Origin of the sequence: Microbacterium sp. SZ1 (genome assembly GCF_002362255.1) — a bacterium.
Taxonomy (GTDB): Bacteria; Actinomycetota; Actinomycetes; order Actinomycetales; family Microbacteriaceae; genus Microbacterium.
Genome location: NZ_LPVV01000038.1, coordinates 175,675 through 192,198, shown reverse-complemented (window position 1 = coordinate 192,198; position 16,524 = coordinate 175,675). Strand labels below are relative to the sequence as shown.

The window sequence follows — 16,524 nt, the reverse complement described above, 5'->3', positions numbered from 1 at the left end:
GGTTGGATGACAGTGTGACTGACGCCATCTCCATCGACATCTGGTCCGACATCGCCTGCCCGTGGTGCTACATCGGCAAGCGCAATCTCGAGAAGGGCCTCGAAGCCGTCGCAGGCGATGACGACGTGCCTCAGGTGAACATCACCTTCCACTCGTTCGAGCTCTCGCCCGACACCCCTGTCGACTTCGACGGCGATGAGATCGACTTCCTCTCCGGGCACAAGGGCATGCCTCGTGAGCAGGTCGAGCAGATGCTCTCGCACGTCACGGGTGTCGCCGAGAACGCCGGTCTGGAGTACCGCTTCGATCTGCTCCAGCACACCAACACAGTCAAGGCGCACGAGCTTCTGCACTTCGCGAAGGCGAACGACCTGCAGCACGAGATGGAGGAGCGGCTCATGTCCGCGTACTTCACCGAGGGCAAGCACGTCGGCCGTGTCGACGACCTCGTCGAGCTCGCGGCTGAGGTCGGTCTCGACGCCGACCAGGCGCGCGAGGCGCTGGAGAGCTCCCGCCACCTGCAGGACGTGCGCCAGGACCAGGCGCAGGCGCAGGCCTACGGCATCCAGGGTGTCCCGTTCTTCGTCATCGACGGCCAGTACGGCATCAGCGGCGCGCAGCCGCCCGCGGCCTTCGAGAACGTACTCCGCGACCTCTGGGCCAAGCGCGGCGAGGCCGAGGAAGACGCGGCGGCCGTCCAGGCCTGAAGCATCGACCTTCTGACAGTCAGAGGCGGCGGGTGCCCGGCCCCGCCGCCTCTTACTGTCTCCGACCGTCAGAGGCGTTCCTGCTTCGGCGCGAGCGGGAGCGGCTCCATCGGCTGGTCGTCGGCCGTGAGGTCGATGCCGAGGTCGCGGGCGTAGACGACACGCGTCGCGATCGACACGTCCTCACCCGATTCCGTGAGTTCGAACACGCGACCGCCGCGCATGCGGTTGCGGTCGGCACCGTCGAGGCCGTAGGCGCCGAAGCCTGTACCCGGCGCGTAGCCGAGTTTCACGCCGTAGTAGTCACCGACGTAGTCGTTGATGTGATCGTGTCCGACGAAGACGCCTCTGACGTCTCCCCGCTCCAGGATCGCGTTGAACATCCCCGAGTTGAAGGGCCCAGGGCACTCGTCCTCGTTCCGTTCGCCCACGATGTTGTGACGCACCCGGCCCCGCGCCGCATCCGCCTCCGTCCGCGTGTCCACGCCGCCCCACCACATGAAGCGGTGCTCCCACAGCGCGATGTGCAGGAACATGAGGCCGGGAACCTTCGCGCCGCGGCGCTTCTCCAGCTCCTGCGACTGCTGGCGATACCAGGCGACCTGGTCCATGCGCACCCAGTCCCAAGTGGGGTACCCGGCGAAGTCCTGGCCGTTCAGCGCTTCAGGCGCGTAGCGGCCGGAGTCCATGAGCCACAGCGCGAAGGCTTCGCGGTTCTTCTTCCGCGACGACGCGACGGTCGCGATCGTGTTGCTGGTGCCCGTCACTCCGCGGGTGTTGTCGGCATTGAGGTTGTAGTCGTATGAGCGGTAGATCGCCAGCATCCCCGCTTCGTCGACGCCCGATTGGGGCAGGGAGTCCTCATCATGATTGCCGAACGTGACCGCCCACGGGATCTGGCGGGATTCCATCGGCCAGACGACGTTGTTGATCGCCTGCTTGACGGCGAGCCGGGTCTCGCATCCGCCCGTGATGACGTCGCCGTTGATGACCACGAAGTCCGGCATCTCCTGATCCAGGACCTTCTCGATCAGCTCCACCGTGCGGCGGTCGGTGAGCTCGTCGTCCTGTGTGTCGTTGAACTGCACGACCTTGAAGGTGCCGTCGGCTCGGAACTGCAGTCGCCCGACCTTGCCGGGTTTCGTCGGTCGCGACGCTGACGTGGCTTCCGCGGATGAGTCGGCGTGCGCCGCGGCGGCGCCGAGCGGGAGGGCGGTGGTGAGCGCGCCGAGCGCCCCCGCGGTGAGGACGGTTCGCCGGCTGATCGGCACGTGGTCGGGCATGGTCGGTCTCCTTCGTCTCGAGCGAACTTCGCCGCGGTGAGACTAGGGACGATGAATGGCGTCGAGCCGACCAGCAGGTGAACGAGCCGCGTCCGACGGACCTGTGCAGGGCGGATGCGCGGGTGACGCGCGGGTGAACTCGGCGGTCGAGGAGCGGATCAGCGCGTCAGCGCGGCTTCGATCGCGCCGACGATCGCGGGGTCGTCCGGCTTCTGCTTCGGACGGAAGCGGATGACCTCGCCGTCGGGCAGCACGAGGAACTTCTCGAAGTTCCACTCGACGCGGCCGGCCTTGCCGGCGGCATCCTCGGTCTGCTTCAGCGTCTTGTAGAGGTCGGCGGCGTTCTTGCCGTTCACCTTGACCTTGTCGTTGATCGGGAAGGTCACCCCGTAGGTGGTCGAGCAGAAGTCGAGGATCTGCTCCATCGATCCGGGTTCCTGACCGAAGAACTGGTTGCACGGGAAGCCCACGACGCTGAATCCGCGGTCGCCGTAGAGGCGTTGCAACTCCTCCAGCTGCTCGTACTGCGGGGTGAGTCCGCACTTCGACGCGACGTTGACCACGAGCACCACCTCGCCCAGATCGTCGAGGGTCTTCTCGTTGCCGTCGGCGTCGCGGAAGGGGATGGAACGGACTGCGGGATCGCTCATCTTCACAGCTTAGGTCGATGCGCCGCGACCGGCCCCGTGTCTGGGAGAATGGAGAGGTCATGACTGTCGCAACCGCCCCCGTTCCCACCCTCCGCATCGGCCCGATCGCTCTCGACGTTCCCGTCGTGCTCGCGCCCATGGCGGGGATCACGAACACGGCTTTCCGTCGGCTGTGCCGCGAATACGGCGCCGGGCTCTACGTCAGCGAGATGATCACGTCCCGCGCCCTCGTCGAGCGCAACGAGACGACCATGCGCCTCATCCGCCATCACGAGTCGGAGACGCCGCGCTCGATCCAGCTGTACGGCGTCGACCCGAAGACCATCGCGGACGCCGTGCGCATCATCGTCGCCGAGGACCACGCCGACCACATCGACCTGAACTTCGGCTGCCCGGTGCCCAAGGTCACCCGCAAGGGCGGGGGCGCCGCGCTGCCGTGGAAGTCGTCGCTCTTCGCCGACATCGTGACGCAGGCGGTCAAGGCCGCCGGCGACATCCCGCTCACGGTCAAGATGCGCAAGGGCATCGACCCCGATCACCTCACGTTCCTCGACGCGGGACGCGCAGCGGAGGATGCCGGGGCGGCCGCCGTCGCGCTGCACGCCCGCACCGCGAGCGAGTTCTACTCGGGCTTCGCCGACTGGAACGCCATCGGCGAGCTCAAGCAGGCGGTGACCAGCATCCCGGTGCTCGGCAACGGCGACATCTGGTCGGCCGGCGACGCCGTGCGCATGATGGAGCAGACCGACTGCGACGGCGTCGTCGTCGGGCGCGGCTGCCTCGGACGCCCGTGGCTGTTCGGCGAGCTGGCCAACGCGTTCGGCGGCGAGGGCAAGACCGTCGACGCGAACCTCGGCTTCGTCGCGGACGCCTTCAAGCGTCACGCGGAGCTGCTCGTCGAGTTCTTCGAAGACGAGGACCGCGGATGCCGCGACGTCCGCAAGCACGTCGCCTGGTACTTCAAGGGCTATCCGGTCGGGGGCGGCATCCGCACCGGACTCGCCACGGCATCCAGTCTCCAGGAGATCGACGATCTGCTCGGCCAGCTCGACCACTCGGCGCCGTACCCCGGCGCGGATGCCGAGGGGCAGCGCGGCCGTTCCGGTCGTCCGAAGCGTCCGGCGCTGCCCGACAAGTGGCTGGAGTCGCGCGAGCTCGCGGCGACGGCCTCCGAGATGATGCGAGGTGCGGAGATCGAGAACAGTGGCGGATGAGGTCGTGGCGTCGGCTCGAGCGGATGGCTATGACCCCCGTGACGCCGAGCGGTTCTTCGCCGAGACCCATCGCTCGGAGCGCGACGACTTCGCGCGCGACCGCGCCCGTGTGCTCCACTCCGCGGCGCTGCGGCGCCTCGCGGCCAAGACCCAGGTGCTGAGCCCGGCCAGCACCGCGGACTTCGCCCGCAACCGACTCACCCACTCGCTCGAGGTCGCACAGGTCGGCCGCGAACTGGCCTCGGCGCTCGGCGTCTCGGCCGATGTCGTGGACACCGCCTGCCTCAGCCACGACCTCGGTCACCCGCCTTTCGGGCACAACGGCGAACGCGCGCTCAACGAGTGGGCGGAGCCGATCGGCGGCTTCGAGGGCAACGCGCAGTCGCTGCGCATCCTCACCCGTCTCGAGGCGAAGGTCATCGACGACGACGGCCACTCGGTCGGGCTGAACCTCACCCGCGCGAGTCTCGACGCGACCTGCAAGTACCCGTGGACGGTTGACAGCCCCGTGCCCGATCCCGGTGGCCGTCTCAAGTTCGGCGTCTACCCGGAGGACGAGGCGGTGTTCCGCTGGATGCGCGAGGGTGCCACCGGCCGGCTGCGCTGCATCGAGGCCGAGATCATGGACCTCTCCGACGACATCGGGTACTCGGTCCACGACTTCGAGGACGCGATCGTCAACGGCTACGTCGACGTCGCCCAGCTCTCCGACCCCCTTGCGCACGACGCGCTGATCGATCGCATCCAGCAGTGGGTCGGCTACGACTTCACCCGCGACGAGCTGGCCGACGCGCTCTACCGGCTCTCGTCGCAGTCGATGTGGCTGTCGTCGTTCGACCGCTCGCGGCGGGATCTCGCACGGCTCAAGAACCTCACCAGCGATCTGATCGGACGGTTCGCGAGGGCGGCGGTCTCGGCGACGCGCGAGGCGTACGCGGGTTCGGCGCTCGTGCGCTACAACGCGCACGTCGTCGTACCGCGAGTGGTCGAGGCCGAGATCGCGGTGCTCAAAGGGATCATGGGTCAGGCCATCGTCACGATCGAGGCGCGCAAGGGCGTCTACAAGGAGCAGCGTCGAGTGCTCAAGCGCCTCGCCGACGCTCTCTGGTCGACCGACGCGCTGTGGTCGGCCGGCGCCGACGTGCTGGAGCCGGCGTTCTCGGCCGACTTCCTCGCGGCCGCCGATGACGCCGAGCGCGCCAGGGTCGTGGTCGACCAGATCGCGAGTCTCACCGACCAGAGCGCGATCGACTGGCACAACCGGCTCGTCGGCGAGATCGACCCGGCCGAGGTCGGCATCTGGACTCCGCGGCACGCGCGGCCGGGCGGACGGATGCACACTCCGCCCGCGGCGGTGATCGAAGGGGTGCGCTGATGCCCCGCATCCGCCAGGCCGACGTCGACGAGGTCAAGGCCCGCACCAACATCGCCGACATCGTCGGCGAGCGCGTCGCCCTCAAGTCCGCCGGAGTGGGCTCACTCAAGGGCCTCTGCCCGTTCCACGACGAGAAGAGCCCGAGCTTCCACGTGCGTCCGCAGGTGGGGTACTACCACTGCTTCGGCTGCGGCGAGTCCGGCGACGTGTACTCGTTCCTCCGCGAGATGGACCACGTGAGCTTCACGGAGGCGGTCGAGCGCCTCGCCGGCCGCATCGGCTACACCCTGCACTACGAAGACGGGGGAGCAGCACCCGAGACCAGCGGTCGCAGCCGTCTCTATGCGGCGAACACGGCGGCGGCGGAGTTCTTTCGCTCGCAGCTGCTGACGGCGGATGCCGAGACAGGACGCCGCTTCCTCGGGGAACGGGGCTTCGATGCCGGCGCCGCGGCGCACTTCGGTGTCGGCTTCGCTCCTCGCGGCTGGGACGGGATGCTCAAGGCGTTGAGCGCTCAGGGGTTCACCCGCGAGGAGCTCCTCACGGCAGGGCTCGTGTCGCAGGGACAGCGCGGCGTCTACGACCGCTTCCGAGGACGGCTGGTGTGGCCGATCCGCGACGTGTCGGGGCAGACGATCGGCTTCGGCGCGCGCAAGCTCTTCGACGACGATCCCGGCCCGAAGTACCTCAACACCCCCGAGACGCCGATCTACAAGAAGGCGCAGGTGCTGTACGGCCTCGACCTCGCCAAACGCGACATCTCGCGGGGCGACCCTCGTCGGGTCGTCGTGGTGGAGGGGTACACCGACGTCATGGCCTGCCACCTCGCAGGACTCACCACGGCCATCGCCACCTGTGGCACAGCGTTCGGCACCGAGCACATCAAGGTGCTGCGTCGCGTGATGGGCGATGACAACGCGTCGGGTGAGGTCGTGTTTACGTTCGACGGCGATGAGGCCGGCCAGAAGGCGGCCCTCCGCGCCTTCACCGAGGACGACCGCTTCAACGCGCAGACGTTCGTCGCGGTGGCCCCGGACGGCCTCGACCCCTGCGACCTTCGCCTGCAGCGCGGCGATGCGGCCGTGCGCTCGCTCATGGACTCCAAGCAGCCGATGTTCGAGTTCGCCATCGATCGCAAGCTCGGAGGTTTCGACCTCTCTACCGTCGAGGGGCGCGTGGGCGCGCTGCGCGCGGCGGCGCCGATCGTCGCGGAGATCAGGGACCAGCTCCTGCGGCCGGGCTACGAGCGCGTCTTGGCGAGGCGGCTCGGCATGGACCCGACCGAGGTGCACAGCGAGGTCGAACGGGTGTCCCGCCGCGGCGGTTCATCCGCCCGACCCGAGCCCCAGCGCCGAGATGAGGCGCCGTCCGGGGATGCCGCGCCCGGTCAGCACTTCACGCCGGTGACGCTCGGGAGTCTGCCCCGCACCGCCGACGTCGCGGTCGAGCGCGACGCGCTGATGGGCGCGCTGCAGTACGGTCACCAGCTCGACCAGCCGCTGCTCTCACGAGCGCTCCAGGGCCCGTTCCGGACGCCCGGTCTCGAGGCCGTCCGTGAGGCCGTGGCAGCGGCACCCGACCGCACCAGGGCCGGATGGGTCACCGAGGCCGTCAATGCGGTGCGCGAGCCCTACCGCTCCTTGGCGGGGGAGCTGCTGATGACGCCGTTCCCGGCGCGCGACGAAGAGGGTGCGGTGGCGTCGGCGACCGACCTCGCCCGCCGTCTCATCATGCGCGGCCTCGAGCATGAGAAGCAGGAGCTGCTGGGCGCGGTGCAGCGGGTGCCGGCCGACTCCGACGGCGGCCGCGCGCTACGCATGCGTCTTCGCGACATCGACGCGGAACGCCAGCGCTTCGCCGAGTCGTAAAGGGGCTCGCACCCGTCGGCACGGCAGGATGGACCCATGTTCTCTCGGCCCGAATCGACCAACGCGATCGACTGCTCTGATCTGGTGATCGATCGCATCGGGCACAGCGCTCCGACCCGCGCCGTCGATGGCGTCAGCTTCACGCTGCGCCCAGGAGAGCTCATCTGCGTCGCGGGGCCCACCGGGTCGGGCAAGTCGACCCTCGTGGCCGCTCTCGCCGGCTCGACCGATCCCTCGGTACGCGTCGTCGGCGGGAGCGCCCAGGTGTGCGGAGTCGACGTGCGTCGACCAGGGCGCAAGCACCGGCTGCTGACCTACCGGACCGGGTTCGTGCCCCAGGGCGCGGGCGCCGACCTGCCGCCCCGGCTTACGGTCAACGAGGTGATCGCCGAGCCGATCCTCATCCGCGAGAAGCGCGTCAACGCCAAGGCTCTGTCGATCCGGGTCGCCACGCTGCTCGACGAGCTGCACCTGCCGCTCGGCACCGCCGCGAAATTTCCCTACGAGCTCAGCGCCGGCATGCGCCAGCGCGTGGCGATCGCCCGGTCGTTCGTCCTCGAGCCCCGCGTGCTGATCGCCGACGAGATCCTCGCTAACCTCGATCTCGAGGTGCGCCCGGTCGTGTTCGACGCGATCACCCGACGCCGGAAGGAGGAGGGGATGGGCGCACTGCTGGTCACCAATGACGCGGCCTTCATCCGCGAGCTGAATGCCGAGACCCTCATGCTCCGGAGCGGGCACGTCGTCGCCAGGGGAGTGGGCAAGGACCTGCTCTGGGTGCCCAACGCGGAGGCGGATTCGCAGCGGTGAGACCGCCCCGCGTCGACACGCCCGATGTGCGGCTCGTGTCACGAGCACGCGTCGGAGTTTGCTAGGATTGACGAGTTGCCCGCGCAGCGGAGCACATTCCTCGGTAGCTCAATTGGCAGAGCAGCCGGCTGTTAACCGGCAGGTTCTTGGTTCGAGTCCAAGCCGGGGAGCCAAGACCCCTGGCCTTCGTCTGAAGGCCAGGGGTTCTCCTTTTCCCGGACCGCGTCTCCACGCACGCCCGACACGCAGAGAGGGCCCCGCCGATCGGCGAGGCCCTCTCTGCGGGTGCGCGTCGAATCAGCGAGCGGCGCCCTTCAGGGAACCGGTCGTCTGCCCGGCCGGGTCGGAGATGACGCACTGCACGACGCGGTCGTTCAGCTCATCCCAGGTCTGCTGGGTCGGCGTGATGGGGTAGACCTCGAGGGTCGACTCCTGGAACGCGATACCGACGAAGTTGGTGTACGCGTCGCCGATGCATTCCTGCGACGCCGTGTCGATGGCGTCCTCCGAGAACTCGCCGTCGTCCATCGTGATCTCGTAGTAGACCTCTTCATCGTGCGGCTGGTCGCACGGCACGACGTCTGCGTCCTCGATGAGGCCCGTGGCGCTTGCCATCTTGCAGTCGCCCAGCTTGAGCGAGAAGATGTCGATGTTCGCGCTTTCGGTGACCTGGCCGGTCTCCTCGTCGCGGTCGGCGTCGCCGGAACCCCCGCCGAGGATCCCGTTCAGCGCGCTACAACCCGTCAGTGCGACCGACAGCGCCACCGCCGAACCGGCGAGCGCGAGTGCGCGACGTGTGCGCAGTTTCATCATGACTACCCCTCCCAGAGCCTCTTGGTGGCACGGAATATCGGTATCCCGCCCCGAAGAACGCTATAGGGGTCGGAGTCTGTGATGCAACTCCATAGAGCCTGTGAGCGGGCTGAAAGGTGTGTCAGCCTTCCAGGTCGTCGACTCCCGGCATCCAGGCGGCGCCCGGGCGGCCCCAGCCACGCTTCTTGGCGATCTTCTGCACCGTCTTCCAGTCGCGGTCGGAGAGGCGGTCGATGTAGAGGATGCCGTCGAGGTGGTCGAACTCGTGCTGCATGATGCGGGCGCGCCATCCGTCCACCGAGATCTCCACCGGAGCTCCCTCGAGGTCGATCCCGGTGACCCGGACGCGCTCCGACCGACGCAGCGCGAACCGCTCCCCGGGGAAGGAGAGGCAACCCTCCGACTCGAGCTCCTCGTCAGGTTCGCCCGGCTCCAGCGGCACCATCCACAGCTCGGGATTGATGATGACGCCGCGCCAGGGCTGATCGTCGTCGTCGACGTAGGTGTAGGTGTAGATGCGTAGCGGCACTCCGACCTGAGGCGCAGCGAGGCCGACGCCCGGTGCGGCATCCATCGTCTCGAACATGTCGGCGACGAGGGTCCGCACCTCCTCGGTGATCTCCTCGACGGGCGAGGCGGGGGAGTGCAGGACGGGGTCGCCCATGATGCGAATCGGAAGTACAGCCACGCCATAACCCTATCCGGCGAGGATCGGCGGGTAGGGTCGTAGTGTGAGCATCTCCGTATGGATGGCTGGGGCGGACGACGTCACCGAGCAGCTGGTGGGCGCCTTCCAGAACCCCGGACTGCTCCTCGGCATCCCTCTCGCCCTCGCCGGAGCCGTCTTCATGTCGCTCGGCGCTCAGTATCAGCACCGCGGGGTGGAGAAGGTCGAGCGGCTCAGCGGATCGACCGGCACGAGCGGACTCAGTCTCGCCCAGGTGCGAGGTCTGCTCACCCGACCGTCGTGGATAGCCGGAACGTTGATGCTGGGTCTCGCGATCGTGTGCCAACTCGCGGCCCTGGTGCAGGCGCCGCTGATCGTCGTCCAGCCGCTCGGCGCGATCGCGCTCGTGATGACGACACTGCTGAACGCCCGCATCTCGGGTCACTCGCCCACGAGACAGTCGATCACGGCGATCATCGCCTGCGTGGGCGGGATCTTCCTCTTCGTCTTCTTCGCGGCGATCTTCGCCACCGAGAAGGACGTCACTGACACCGAGCTGTTCACGATCCTCGCAATCCTGCTCGTCGTCATCATCGTGCTCGGCGCCTGCTGGCTCATCCTCCGCCACCGCATGCGCGCTCTCTTCTACGTGATCGGCGCCGGGATCCTCTACGGATTCGTCGCGACTCTGGCGAAGGTCGTCATCAAGCGCGTGCAGGCGGGCGACTTCGAATGGATCACGATCGTGTGCGTGATCGCGCTGATCGCGGCAGCTGCCGTCGGTGCCTACTTCGTGCAGACCGCGTACAGCTCCGGTCCTCCGGACCTCGTGATCGCTGGACTCACGGTGGTCGACCCGCTGATCGCCGTGCTGATCGGAATGATCGTGCTCGGCGAAGCCGCTGCCGCTCCGCCGTGGGTGCTCGTGATCTTCGGCGTCGCCGGTGCGATCGCGGTCTGGGGTGTCGTGGGTCTCGCGCGCTACCACCCGCAGGTGATCAGCGACAGCCAGGAGCTGGGAATCACGCGCGGCAGCGATGGCTCGGGTGCACCCCAGCAGCCCGGGACTCAGGCCTCCGGGTCGGCGAGCGACGCGGAAGCCTGAGGCGCGCGAGCGTCAGTACGCCGGATCGATGAGATCCGGGGAGACCTCGGATGCTGCTGCGTCGTCAACGAAGAAGACCGTCCGCTTGCGCCCCTTGGCGCCGGCGGCGGGAACGCTCGTGTAGCTGGCGCCGGCGAGGGCCAGACCGAGCGCTGACGCCTTGTCGGCACCGGTCAGCACCAGCCACACGCGCTTCGAGGCGTTGAGTACAGGGCGCGTGAGGGTGATCCGCTCGGGTGGCGGTTTGGGCGAGTTGCGCACCGGCAGGACGGCCGCGTCCGTCACGGTCACCTCCGGACGATCCGGGAACAGCGACGCGATGTGACCGTCGGGACCGACTCCGAGGAAGCATACGGCGAACGACGGCCACGGGTTCTCATCCGTTCCGAACTGTGCGAGCTCGGCGGCATAGGCCTCGGCGGCCTCGTCGAGGGTCAGCCCCTCGCCGGCGGCAGCCGTCTCGTGGATGTTCTCCGGAGGGACCGGGATGTGGTCGAGGAGCGCGGCTCTAGACTGCACGGCGTTCCGGTCGGCGTCGTCTCGGGCGACCCACCGCTCGTCGCCCCACCAGAAGTGCACCAGCGACCAGTCGATGTTCGCCGCGCGCGGGTGCTCGAGCGTCGCCCGCAACACCGCACCACCCATGGATCCACCCGTGAGGGCGACGTGAGCGATGCGGCCGTTGCGGGTCCGAGCCCGAAGCCGCGTGAGGAACCGGTCGGCGACGCGCTCGGCGACAGCTCCCGGTGTGGTCTCGACCACGACCCGCTTCTCCGCGGGCGTTGTCTGCATCGACATCATGCTCCTGTCTCGGGCGGACCCAGCTTCTCCCAGCCCTCGGTGATGACTCGACCGTACAGGAGGTCGGGGTCGAGGCGACGCAGCTCCTCGGCGAGGCACTCACGCAGGGTGCGGCGCGGGAGGTGCAGGTCGTGATCCGGCTGACCGGGCTGTGTGAGCACGGCGTCGCCGGGATTCGGACGCTCTAGCAGGATGTCGCCCGATGCGCGGGTGAGACGCACCGACTTGATGCCCTCCTGCCACGCGTCGGGGTTCTCGTACGACCATTTCACCGGCACGTCGAGAGCCATCTGCAGCCAGGCGGCCAGCAGAGCCGTCGAGGGGGAGGCGGAGGCGCCGCGCACCTCGACGCCGGTGACCTCTTCGAACGGCGGCTGGTCGAGCACGGCGGCGAGCTGCTCGCGCCAGTGCGTGAGGCGCGTCCAGGCGAGGTCGGTGTCGCCGGGCTCGTGCGTCTTGCTCAGCAGCGCCAGGCGGTCGCGCACGTCGGGCGAGGTCGCGGCATCGGTGATCCGTCGCGCCGCGATCTTGCCGAGGGGCGAGGTCGCGGGCGATGTCGGGGCCTCCTCGGGCCACCAGGCCACCACGGGGGCGTCGGGCAGCAGCAGGCCGGTGACGAGGCTCTCCTGGTTGCTGGCGGCCGCGCCGTAGGCGCGCAGCACGACGACCTCGCTGGCTCCTGCATCACCGCCGACCCGGATCTGCGCGTCGAGGTGCGCCTCGCCCTCGCCGGTGGTGAGCACGATCACCCGCATCGGGTGCTCGCGGGAGGCGTCGTTCGCCGCGTCGATCGCGGCCTCGGCGATCCCGTTACGGGCGGAGATCACCAGCGTCAGCACGCGACCGAGGGCGACGGCGCCGCCCTCCTCACGCACCTTGACGAGCTGCTTGGCGACCTGGCTGACGGTCGTGTCGGGAAGGTCGATGATCACGGTCGTCTCCAGACTCGTCCGTCGCGGGCAAGAAGATCGTCGGCCGACTTCGGGCCCCACGATCCGGGTGCGTACTGGTCCACGGGCCCGCCGGTGGAGGCCCAGTACTTCTCCACGGGGTCGAGGATCTTCCAGGAGAGCTCGACCTCTTCGTGGCGGGGGAACAGGGGCGGGTCGCCGAGCAGGACGTCGAGGATGAGGCGCTCGTAGGCCTCGGGACTCGCCTCGGTGAACGCGTGGCCGTAGCCGAAGTCCATCGTGACGTCGCGCACGTTGGTGCCGTTGCCCGGGACCTTCGACCCGAAGCGGATCGTCACGCCCTCGTCGGGCTGCACGCGGATCACGAGCGCGTTCTGACCGAGCTCCGAGGCGTTGGAGCGGCCGAACAGGTGCTCGGGCGCGCGCTTGAACACGACGGCGACCTCGGTCACACGGCGTCCGAGACGCTTGCCGGTGCGGAGGTAGAACGGCACTCCCGCCCAACGGCGCGTGTCGATCTCGAGCTTGATCGCGGCGTACGTCTCGGTGGCCGACTTCGGGTCCATGCCGTCCTCGTCGAGGAAGCCGGTGACCTGCTCGCCGCCCTGCCAGCCGCCGGCGTACTGACCGCGCGCCGTGGCGAGGGAGAGATCGTCGGGTACGTGGACCGCCGCGAGCACCTTCTCCTTCTCGGCACGCAGGTGCTCGGCGGAGAGGCTGATCGGCTCCTCCATCGCGGTGAGCGCGAGAAGCTGCAGGAGGTGGTTCTGGATGACGTCGCGCGCCGCGCCGACACCGTCGTAGTAGCCGGCCCGGCCGCCCACTCCGATGTCCTCGGCCATCGTGATCTGCACGTGGTCGACGTAGTTGCGGTTCCAGATCGGCTCGTACAGCTCGTTGGCGAAGCGCAGCGCCAGGATGTTCTGCACCGTCTCCTTGCCCAGGTAGTGGTCGATCCGGAAGATCGAGTCGGGCGCGAACGCGACCTCGAGAGCCTCGTTCAGCTCGCGAGCAGACTCCAGGTCGTGCCCGAACGGCTTCTCGATCACCACTCGGCGCCAGTGCTCGGCATCGTCGGCGTCGGCTCCGACCAGACCGGAGTCCTTCAGCTGCTTCGCGACGAGCGGGAAGTCCTTCGGCGGGATCGACAGATAGTAGGCGTGGTTGCCCATCGTGCCGCGCTCGACGTCGAGCTTCTCGACCGTCTCGCGCAGCTTGCTGAACGACTCGGGGTTGTCGAACTCGCCCGACACGAAGCGGATGCCCTGCAGCAGCTGCGTCCACGTCTCCTCACGGAACGGCGTGCGTGCGTGCTGCTTGACCGCGTCGTAGACGACCTGGGCGAAGTCCTGGTCCTCCCAGTCGCGTCGCGCGAACCCGACGAGAGCGAAGCCGGGAGGAAGCAGACCGCGATTGGCCAGGTCGTACACGGCCGGCATGAGCTTCTTGCGGGACAGGTCGCCCGTGACGCCGAAGATCACGAGGGCGCTGGGCCCGGCGATCCGGTTGAGGCGGCGGTCGTCGGGGTCGCGCAGCGGGTTGTGTGCGCGCGAGATGGGAACGGACATCGGTGGGGGATTCTCCAGGCTGTTACTTCTGAGCTGCTTCGAAGAGGGTGAGCACGTCGGCCGACGAATCGGTGATCGTCAGGGTGACGACCGGACGACCGTGCTCGGCGAGGACACCGGCGTCGCCGGCGGCCTGCGCCTCGATGAGCTGACCGAACGTGAACGGTCGACCGGGGATCTCGAGGTCGACGTCGGTACGCTCCAGGATCTGCAGGTACACGCCCTGAGCCGGACCGCCCTTGTGGTACTGGCCCGTGGAGTGCAGGAAGCGCGGGCCCCAGCCGAACGTGGTCGGGCGACTGGAGTCGGCAGCCACGAGTTCACGGAGACCCTGCAGCTGCGGCAGGTCGAGGCGGTTCACGTAGGCCTGGATCGAGACGTATCCGTCTTCGGGGAGTCGCGCCCAGAGCGCGTCGAGCACTCCTTCGACGTTGCCGGAGGTCGCGAGCGCCGGGTCCGACACGCGCACCTCGACGCCGTCCTGGACGAAGACCGGGGCGGTCGCCTCGGGGCGGGCGTCGAGCAGACCGCGCGCGGCCACCTTCGCGGACTCGACGTCGGGCTGATCGAACGGGTTGATCCCGAGCAGGTGCCCGGCGATAGCCGTCGCGTACTCCCACACGATGAACTGCGCGCCCAGCGTGCCGCTCACCAGGATCTCGCCCTGGTGGCGCTCACGCAGGTGGAACTCGGCGGCGTCGTCGACGAGCCGCACGATCTGCAGATCGGCGGGCTCCGTCTCGAGCTCGGGCGAGACCGGCAGCAGCACGACGGGAAGGATGCCGGTGGCGTCCTTCCCGGTCGATTCGGCGATCAGCTGCTCGATCCAGTCCGGCAGACCGTTGATGTGGGTGCCGTCGGTCACGAGGCCGAGCTTGTCGCGGCGGGGCGACGTGGCGGCGATCGCGGCACCGAGGCGCAGCGCGGGGTTCTCGGCCGAGTCGACGGCGACCTCGAGCAGCGACGCCTCGGCCTCGTTCAGCAGCTCGTCGATGTCGACACCGGCGAGGCCGGAGGGCACGAGTCCGAACGCGGTGAGCGCCGAGTAGCGTCCACCGACGTTCGCGTCGGCGTTGAACACGCGGTAGCCCGCCTCGCGCGCCGAGGAGTCGAGCGGAGAGCCCGGGTCGGTGACGACGATGATGCGGTCGGTCGGGTCGATGCCGAGGTCGCGGAAGGCAGCTTCGAAAGTGCGACGCTGCGAGTCCGTCTCGACGGTCGACCCCGACTTGGAAGAGACCACGAGCGCCGTCTGCTCCAGGCCGTCGTCGAGGGCGGCGAGCACCTGGCCGGGCGCCGTCGAGTCGAGGATCGTGAGCGGAACGCCGGCGGTCTGTGCGATGACCTCGGGGGCCAGCGACGATCCGCCCATCCCCGCGAGGACCACACGGGTCACGCCCTTCGCCTGCAGCTCGTCGCGCAGAGCGATGATCTCGGCGACCAGAGGCCGCGAGATCGACACGGCCTCCACCCAGCCGAGGCGCACCGAGGCCTCGGCCTCGGCAGCAGGACCCCAGAGGGTGGCGTCGCCGCTCGTGATGCGCGAGGCGACGAGATCGCGGACGAGAGCCGGGACGGTCTCATCGATCGCGACACGCGCCGCTCCCGACGCGTGGATCGCGAATGTCATCGCTGGGCCTCCAGCGCCTCGGTCACCTGACCGAGGAGGTCGTGCCACGAGTCGATGAACTTGGCGACGCCCTCGTCCTCGAGCACCTGGGTCACGTCGACGAGATCGATGCCGACGGCGGCGAGCCGGTCGAAGACCTCGTGCGCCTCGGCGTATCCGCTCGTGATGGTGTCGCCCGTGATGACGCCGTGGTCGAACGTGGCGTCGAGGGTCTTCTCGGGCATCGTGTTCACGACGCCGTTCGCGACCAGCTCGGTCACGTAGAGGGTGTCGGGCAGGCTCGGGTCCTTGACACCGGTCGACGCCCACAGCGGACGCTGCAGGTTGGCGCCGGCCGCGAGGAGGTCCTGCGCGCGCTTCTCGGCGAAGGTCTTCTCGAACAGCTCGTACGCGAGACGGGCGTTAGCCAGTCCGGCCTTGCCCTTGAGCGCCGCGGCCTCGTCGGAGCCGATGGCCTCGAGTCGCTTGTCGGTCTCGGTGTCGACGCGCGACACGAAGAACGACGCGACCGAGTGGATGGTCGACAGATCGGTGCCCGCGGCCTTCGCCTTCTCGAGGCCGGTGAGGTACGCGTCGATGACCTCGGCGTAGCGCTCCAGGCTGAAGATCAGCGTCACGTTGACGCTGATCCCGGCCGCGATCGCCTCGGTGATGGCGGGGAGGCCGGCCTTCGTGGCCGGGATCTTGACGAGCAGATTCGGACGGTCGATCTTCGACCACAGCTGCTTCGCCGAGGCGACCGTGCCCTCGGTGTCATGCGCGAGATCGGGGGAGACCTCGATCGAGACGCGGCCGTCGACATGGTCGGACTTCTCCCACACGGGGCGGAACACATCGAGCGCGTCGGCGACGTCCTGCGTGGTGGCCGCGAAGACGGCATCCTCGGCGGTGGTGCCGGATGCGGCGAGCTCGGTGAGCTGCGCGTCGTACGAGGTGTCGTTCTTGTTGGTGATCGCGTTGGCGAAGATGGTCGGGTTCGTGGTGACGCCCACGACGTTCTTCGTGTCGATCAGCTCCTGCAGGTTTCCCGACGAGATGCGCGTGCGGGAGAGGTCGTCGAGCCAGATGCTGACGCCGGCTGCTGCGAGGTCTGCGGTGGGGGTGCTCATGGGAATGCTCCTA

At 68.7% G+C, this 16,524-nt stretch carries 15 protein-coding genes and 1 tRNA gene; 7 read left to right on the top strand and 9 right to left on the bottom strand.

Annotated features, from left to right (window positions below):
• Positions 1-14: 14 nt before the first annotated feature.
• On the top strand, positions 15-707 hold the full coding sequence (locus AUC47_RS12670) for a DsbA family oxidoreductase (protein WP_096715528.1): 693 nt from the start codon (positions 15-17) through the stop codon (positions 705-707).
• A 68-nt stretch (positions 708-775) separates the two neighbouring features.
• Here the strand turns inward: AUC47_RS12670 and AUC47_RS12665 are convergent, their stop codons facing one another.
• Entirely contained in the window at positions 776-1,990 is a 1,215-nt protein-coding gene (locus AUC47_RS12665; RefSeq protein ID WP_179297622.1) for a metallophosphoesterase family protein, read from the bottom strand.
• Positions 1,991-2,148: 158 nt separating this feature from the next.
• On the bottom strand, positions 2,149-2,640 hold the full coding sequence (locus tag AUC47_RS12660; protein WP_096715750.1) for a glutathione peroxidase: 492 nt from the start codon (positions 2,638-2,640) through the stop codon (positions 2,149-2,151).
• A gap of 59 nt (positions 2,641-2,699) precedes the next feature.
• Here AUC47_RS12660 and dusB point away from each other — a divergent pair, with 59 nt between their 5' ends.
• The 5 genes from dusB to AUC47_RS12635 all read left to right on the top strand — a co-directional run bounded on the left by dusB (position 2,700) and on the right by AUC47_RS12635 (position 8,080).
• Positions 2,700-3,854: a tRNA dihydrouridine synthase DusB gene (gene dusB / locus AUC47_RS12655; protein WP_096715527.1), complete on the top strand. Its 1,155-nt coding sequence runs from the start codon at positions 2,700-2,702 to the stop codon at positions 3,852-3,854.
• A gap of 4 nt (positions 3,855-3,858) precedes the next feature.
• Positions 3,859-5,229, top strand: coding sequence for a deoxyguanosinetriphosphate triphosphohydrolase (locus AUC47_RS12650; protein WP_256999572.1), 1,371 nt, complete (start codon positions 3,859-3,861; stop codon positions 5,227-5,229).
• A complete protein-coding gene (dnaG, locus tag AUC47_RS12645; RefSeq protein WP_096715525.1) occupies positions 5,229-7,097 on the top strand; it encodes a DNA primase in 1,869 nt (622 codons plus the stop codon). The genes AUC47_RS12650 and dnaG overlap by 1 nt, the downstream gene beginning before the upstream one ends.
• Positions 7,098-7,133: 36 nt before the next feature.
• Positions 7,134-7,907 (top strand): ATP-binding cassette domain-containing protein, encoded by a 774-nt coding sequence (locus AUC47_RS12640; RefSeq protein WP_096715524.1) that lies wholly within the window; start codon positions 7,134-7,136, stop codon positions 7,905-7,907.
• A gap of 97 nt (positions 7,908-8,004) precedes the next feature.
• Positions 8,005-8,080: transfer RNA gene (locus AUC47_RS12635), tRNA-Asn, on the top strand.
• 124 nt (positions 8,081-8,204) lie between these two features.
• Here the strand turns inward: AUC47_RS12635 and AUC47_RS12630 are convergent.
• Both AUC47_RS12630 and def read right to left on the bottom strand, forming a co-directional pair.
• Complete coding sequence (locus AUC47_RS12630; RefSeq protein ID WP_096715523.1) at positions 8,205-8,720, bottom strand: septum formation family protein; 516 nt, start codon at positions 8,718-8,720, stop codon at positions 8,205-8,207.
• A gap of 121 nt (positions 8,721-8,841) precedes the next feature.
• On the bottom strand, positions 8,842-9,408 hold the full coding sequence (gene def, locus AUC47_RS12625; RefSeq protein WP_096715522.1) for a peptide deformylase: 567 nt from the start codon (positions 9,406-9,408) through the stop codon (positions 8,842-8,844).
• 61 nt (positions 9,409-9,469) lie between these two features.
• Here def and AUC47_RS12620 point away from each other — a divergent pair, with 61 nt between their 5' ends.
• A complete protein-coding gene (locus AUC47_RS12620; RefSeq protein ID WP_143740743.1) occupies positions 9,470-10,492 on the top strand; it encodes a DMT family transporter in 1,023 nt (340 codons plus the stop codon).
• A 12-nt stretch (positions 10,493-10,504) separates the two neighbouring features.
• Here AUC47_RS12620 and pgl read toward each other — a convergent pair whose 3' ends face one another.
• The 5 genes from pgl to tal are packed head-to-tail and all read right to left on the bottom strand — an operon-like array spanning position 10,505 to position 16,511.
• Positions 10,505-11,284 carry a 6-phosphogluconolactonase gene (gene pgl, locus AUC47_RS12615; protein WP_373557866.1) on the bottom strand — a complete coding sequence of 260 codons (780 nt, stop codon included), beginning with the start codon at positions 11,282-11,284 and terminating at the stop codon, positions 10,505-10,507.
• Positions 11,285-11,289: 5 nt separating this feature from the next.
• On the bottom strand, positions 11,290-12,225 hold the full coding sequence (locus AUC47_RS12610; RefSeq protein ID WP_096715520.1) for a glucose-6-phosphate dehydrogenase assembly protein OpcA: 936 nt from the start codon (positions 12,223-12,225) through the stop codon (positions 11,290-11,292).
• On the bottom strand, positions 12,222-13,772 hold the full coding sequence (gene zwf, locus AUC47_RS12605; protein WP_096715519.1) for a glucose-6-phosphate dehydrogenase: 1,551 nt from the start codon (positions 13,770-13,772) through the stop codon (positions 12,222-12,224). The genes AUC47_RS12610 and zwf overlap by 4 nt, the downstream gene beginning before the upstream one ends.
• A 22-nt stretch (positions 13,773-13,794) precedes the next feature.
• Positions 13,795-15,402, bottom strand: coding sequence for a glucose-6-phosphate isomerase (locus AUC47_RS12600; RefSeq protein ID WP_096715518.1), 1,608 nt, complete (start codon positions 15,400-15,402; stop codon positions 13,795-13,797).
• Positions 15,399-16,511: a transaldolase gene (gene tal, locus AUC47_RS12595; RefSeq protein WP_096715517.1), complete on the bottom strand. Its 1,113-nt coding sequence runs from the start codon at positions 16,509-16,511 to the stop codon at positions 15,399-15,401. Before tal ends, AUC47_RS12600 begins: the two co-directional genes overlap by 4 nt.
• Positions 16,512-16,524 lie beyond the last annotated feature (13 nt).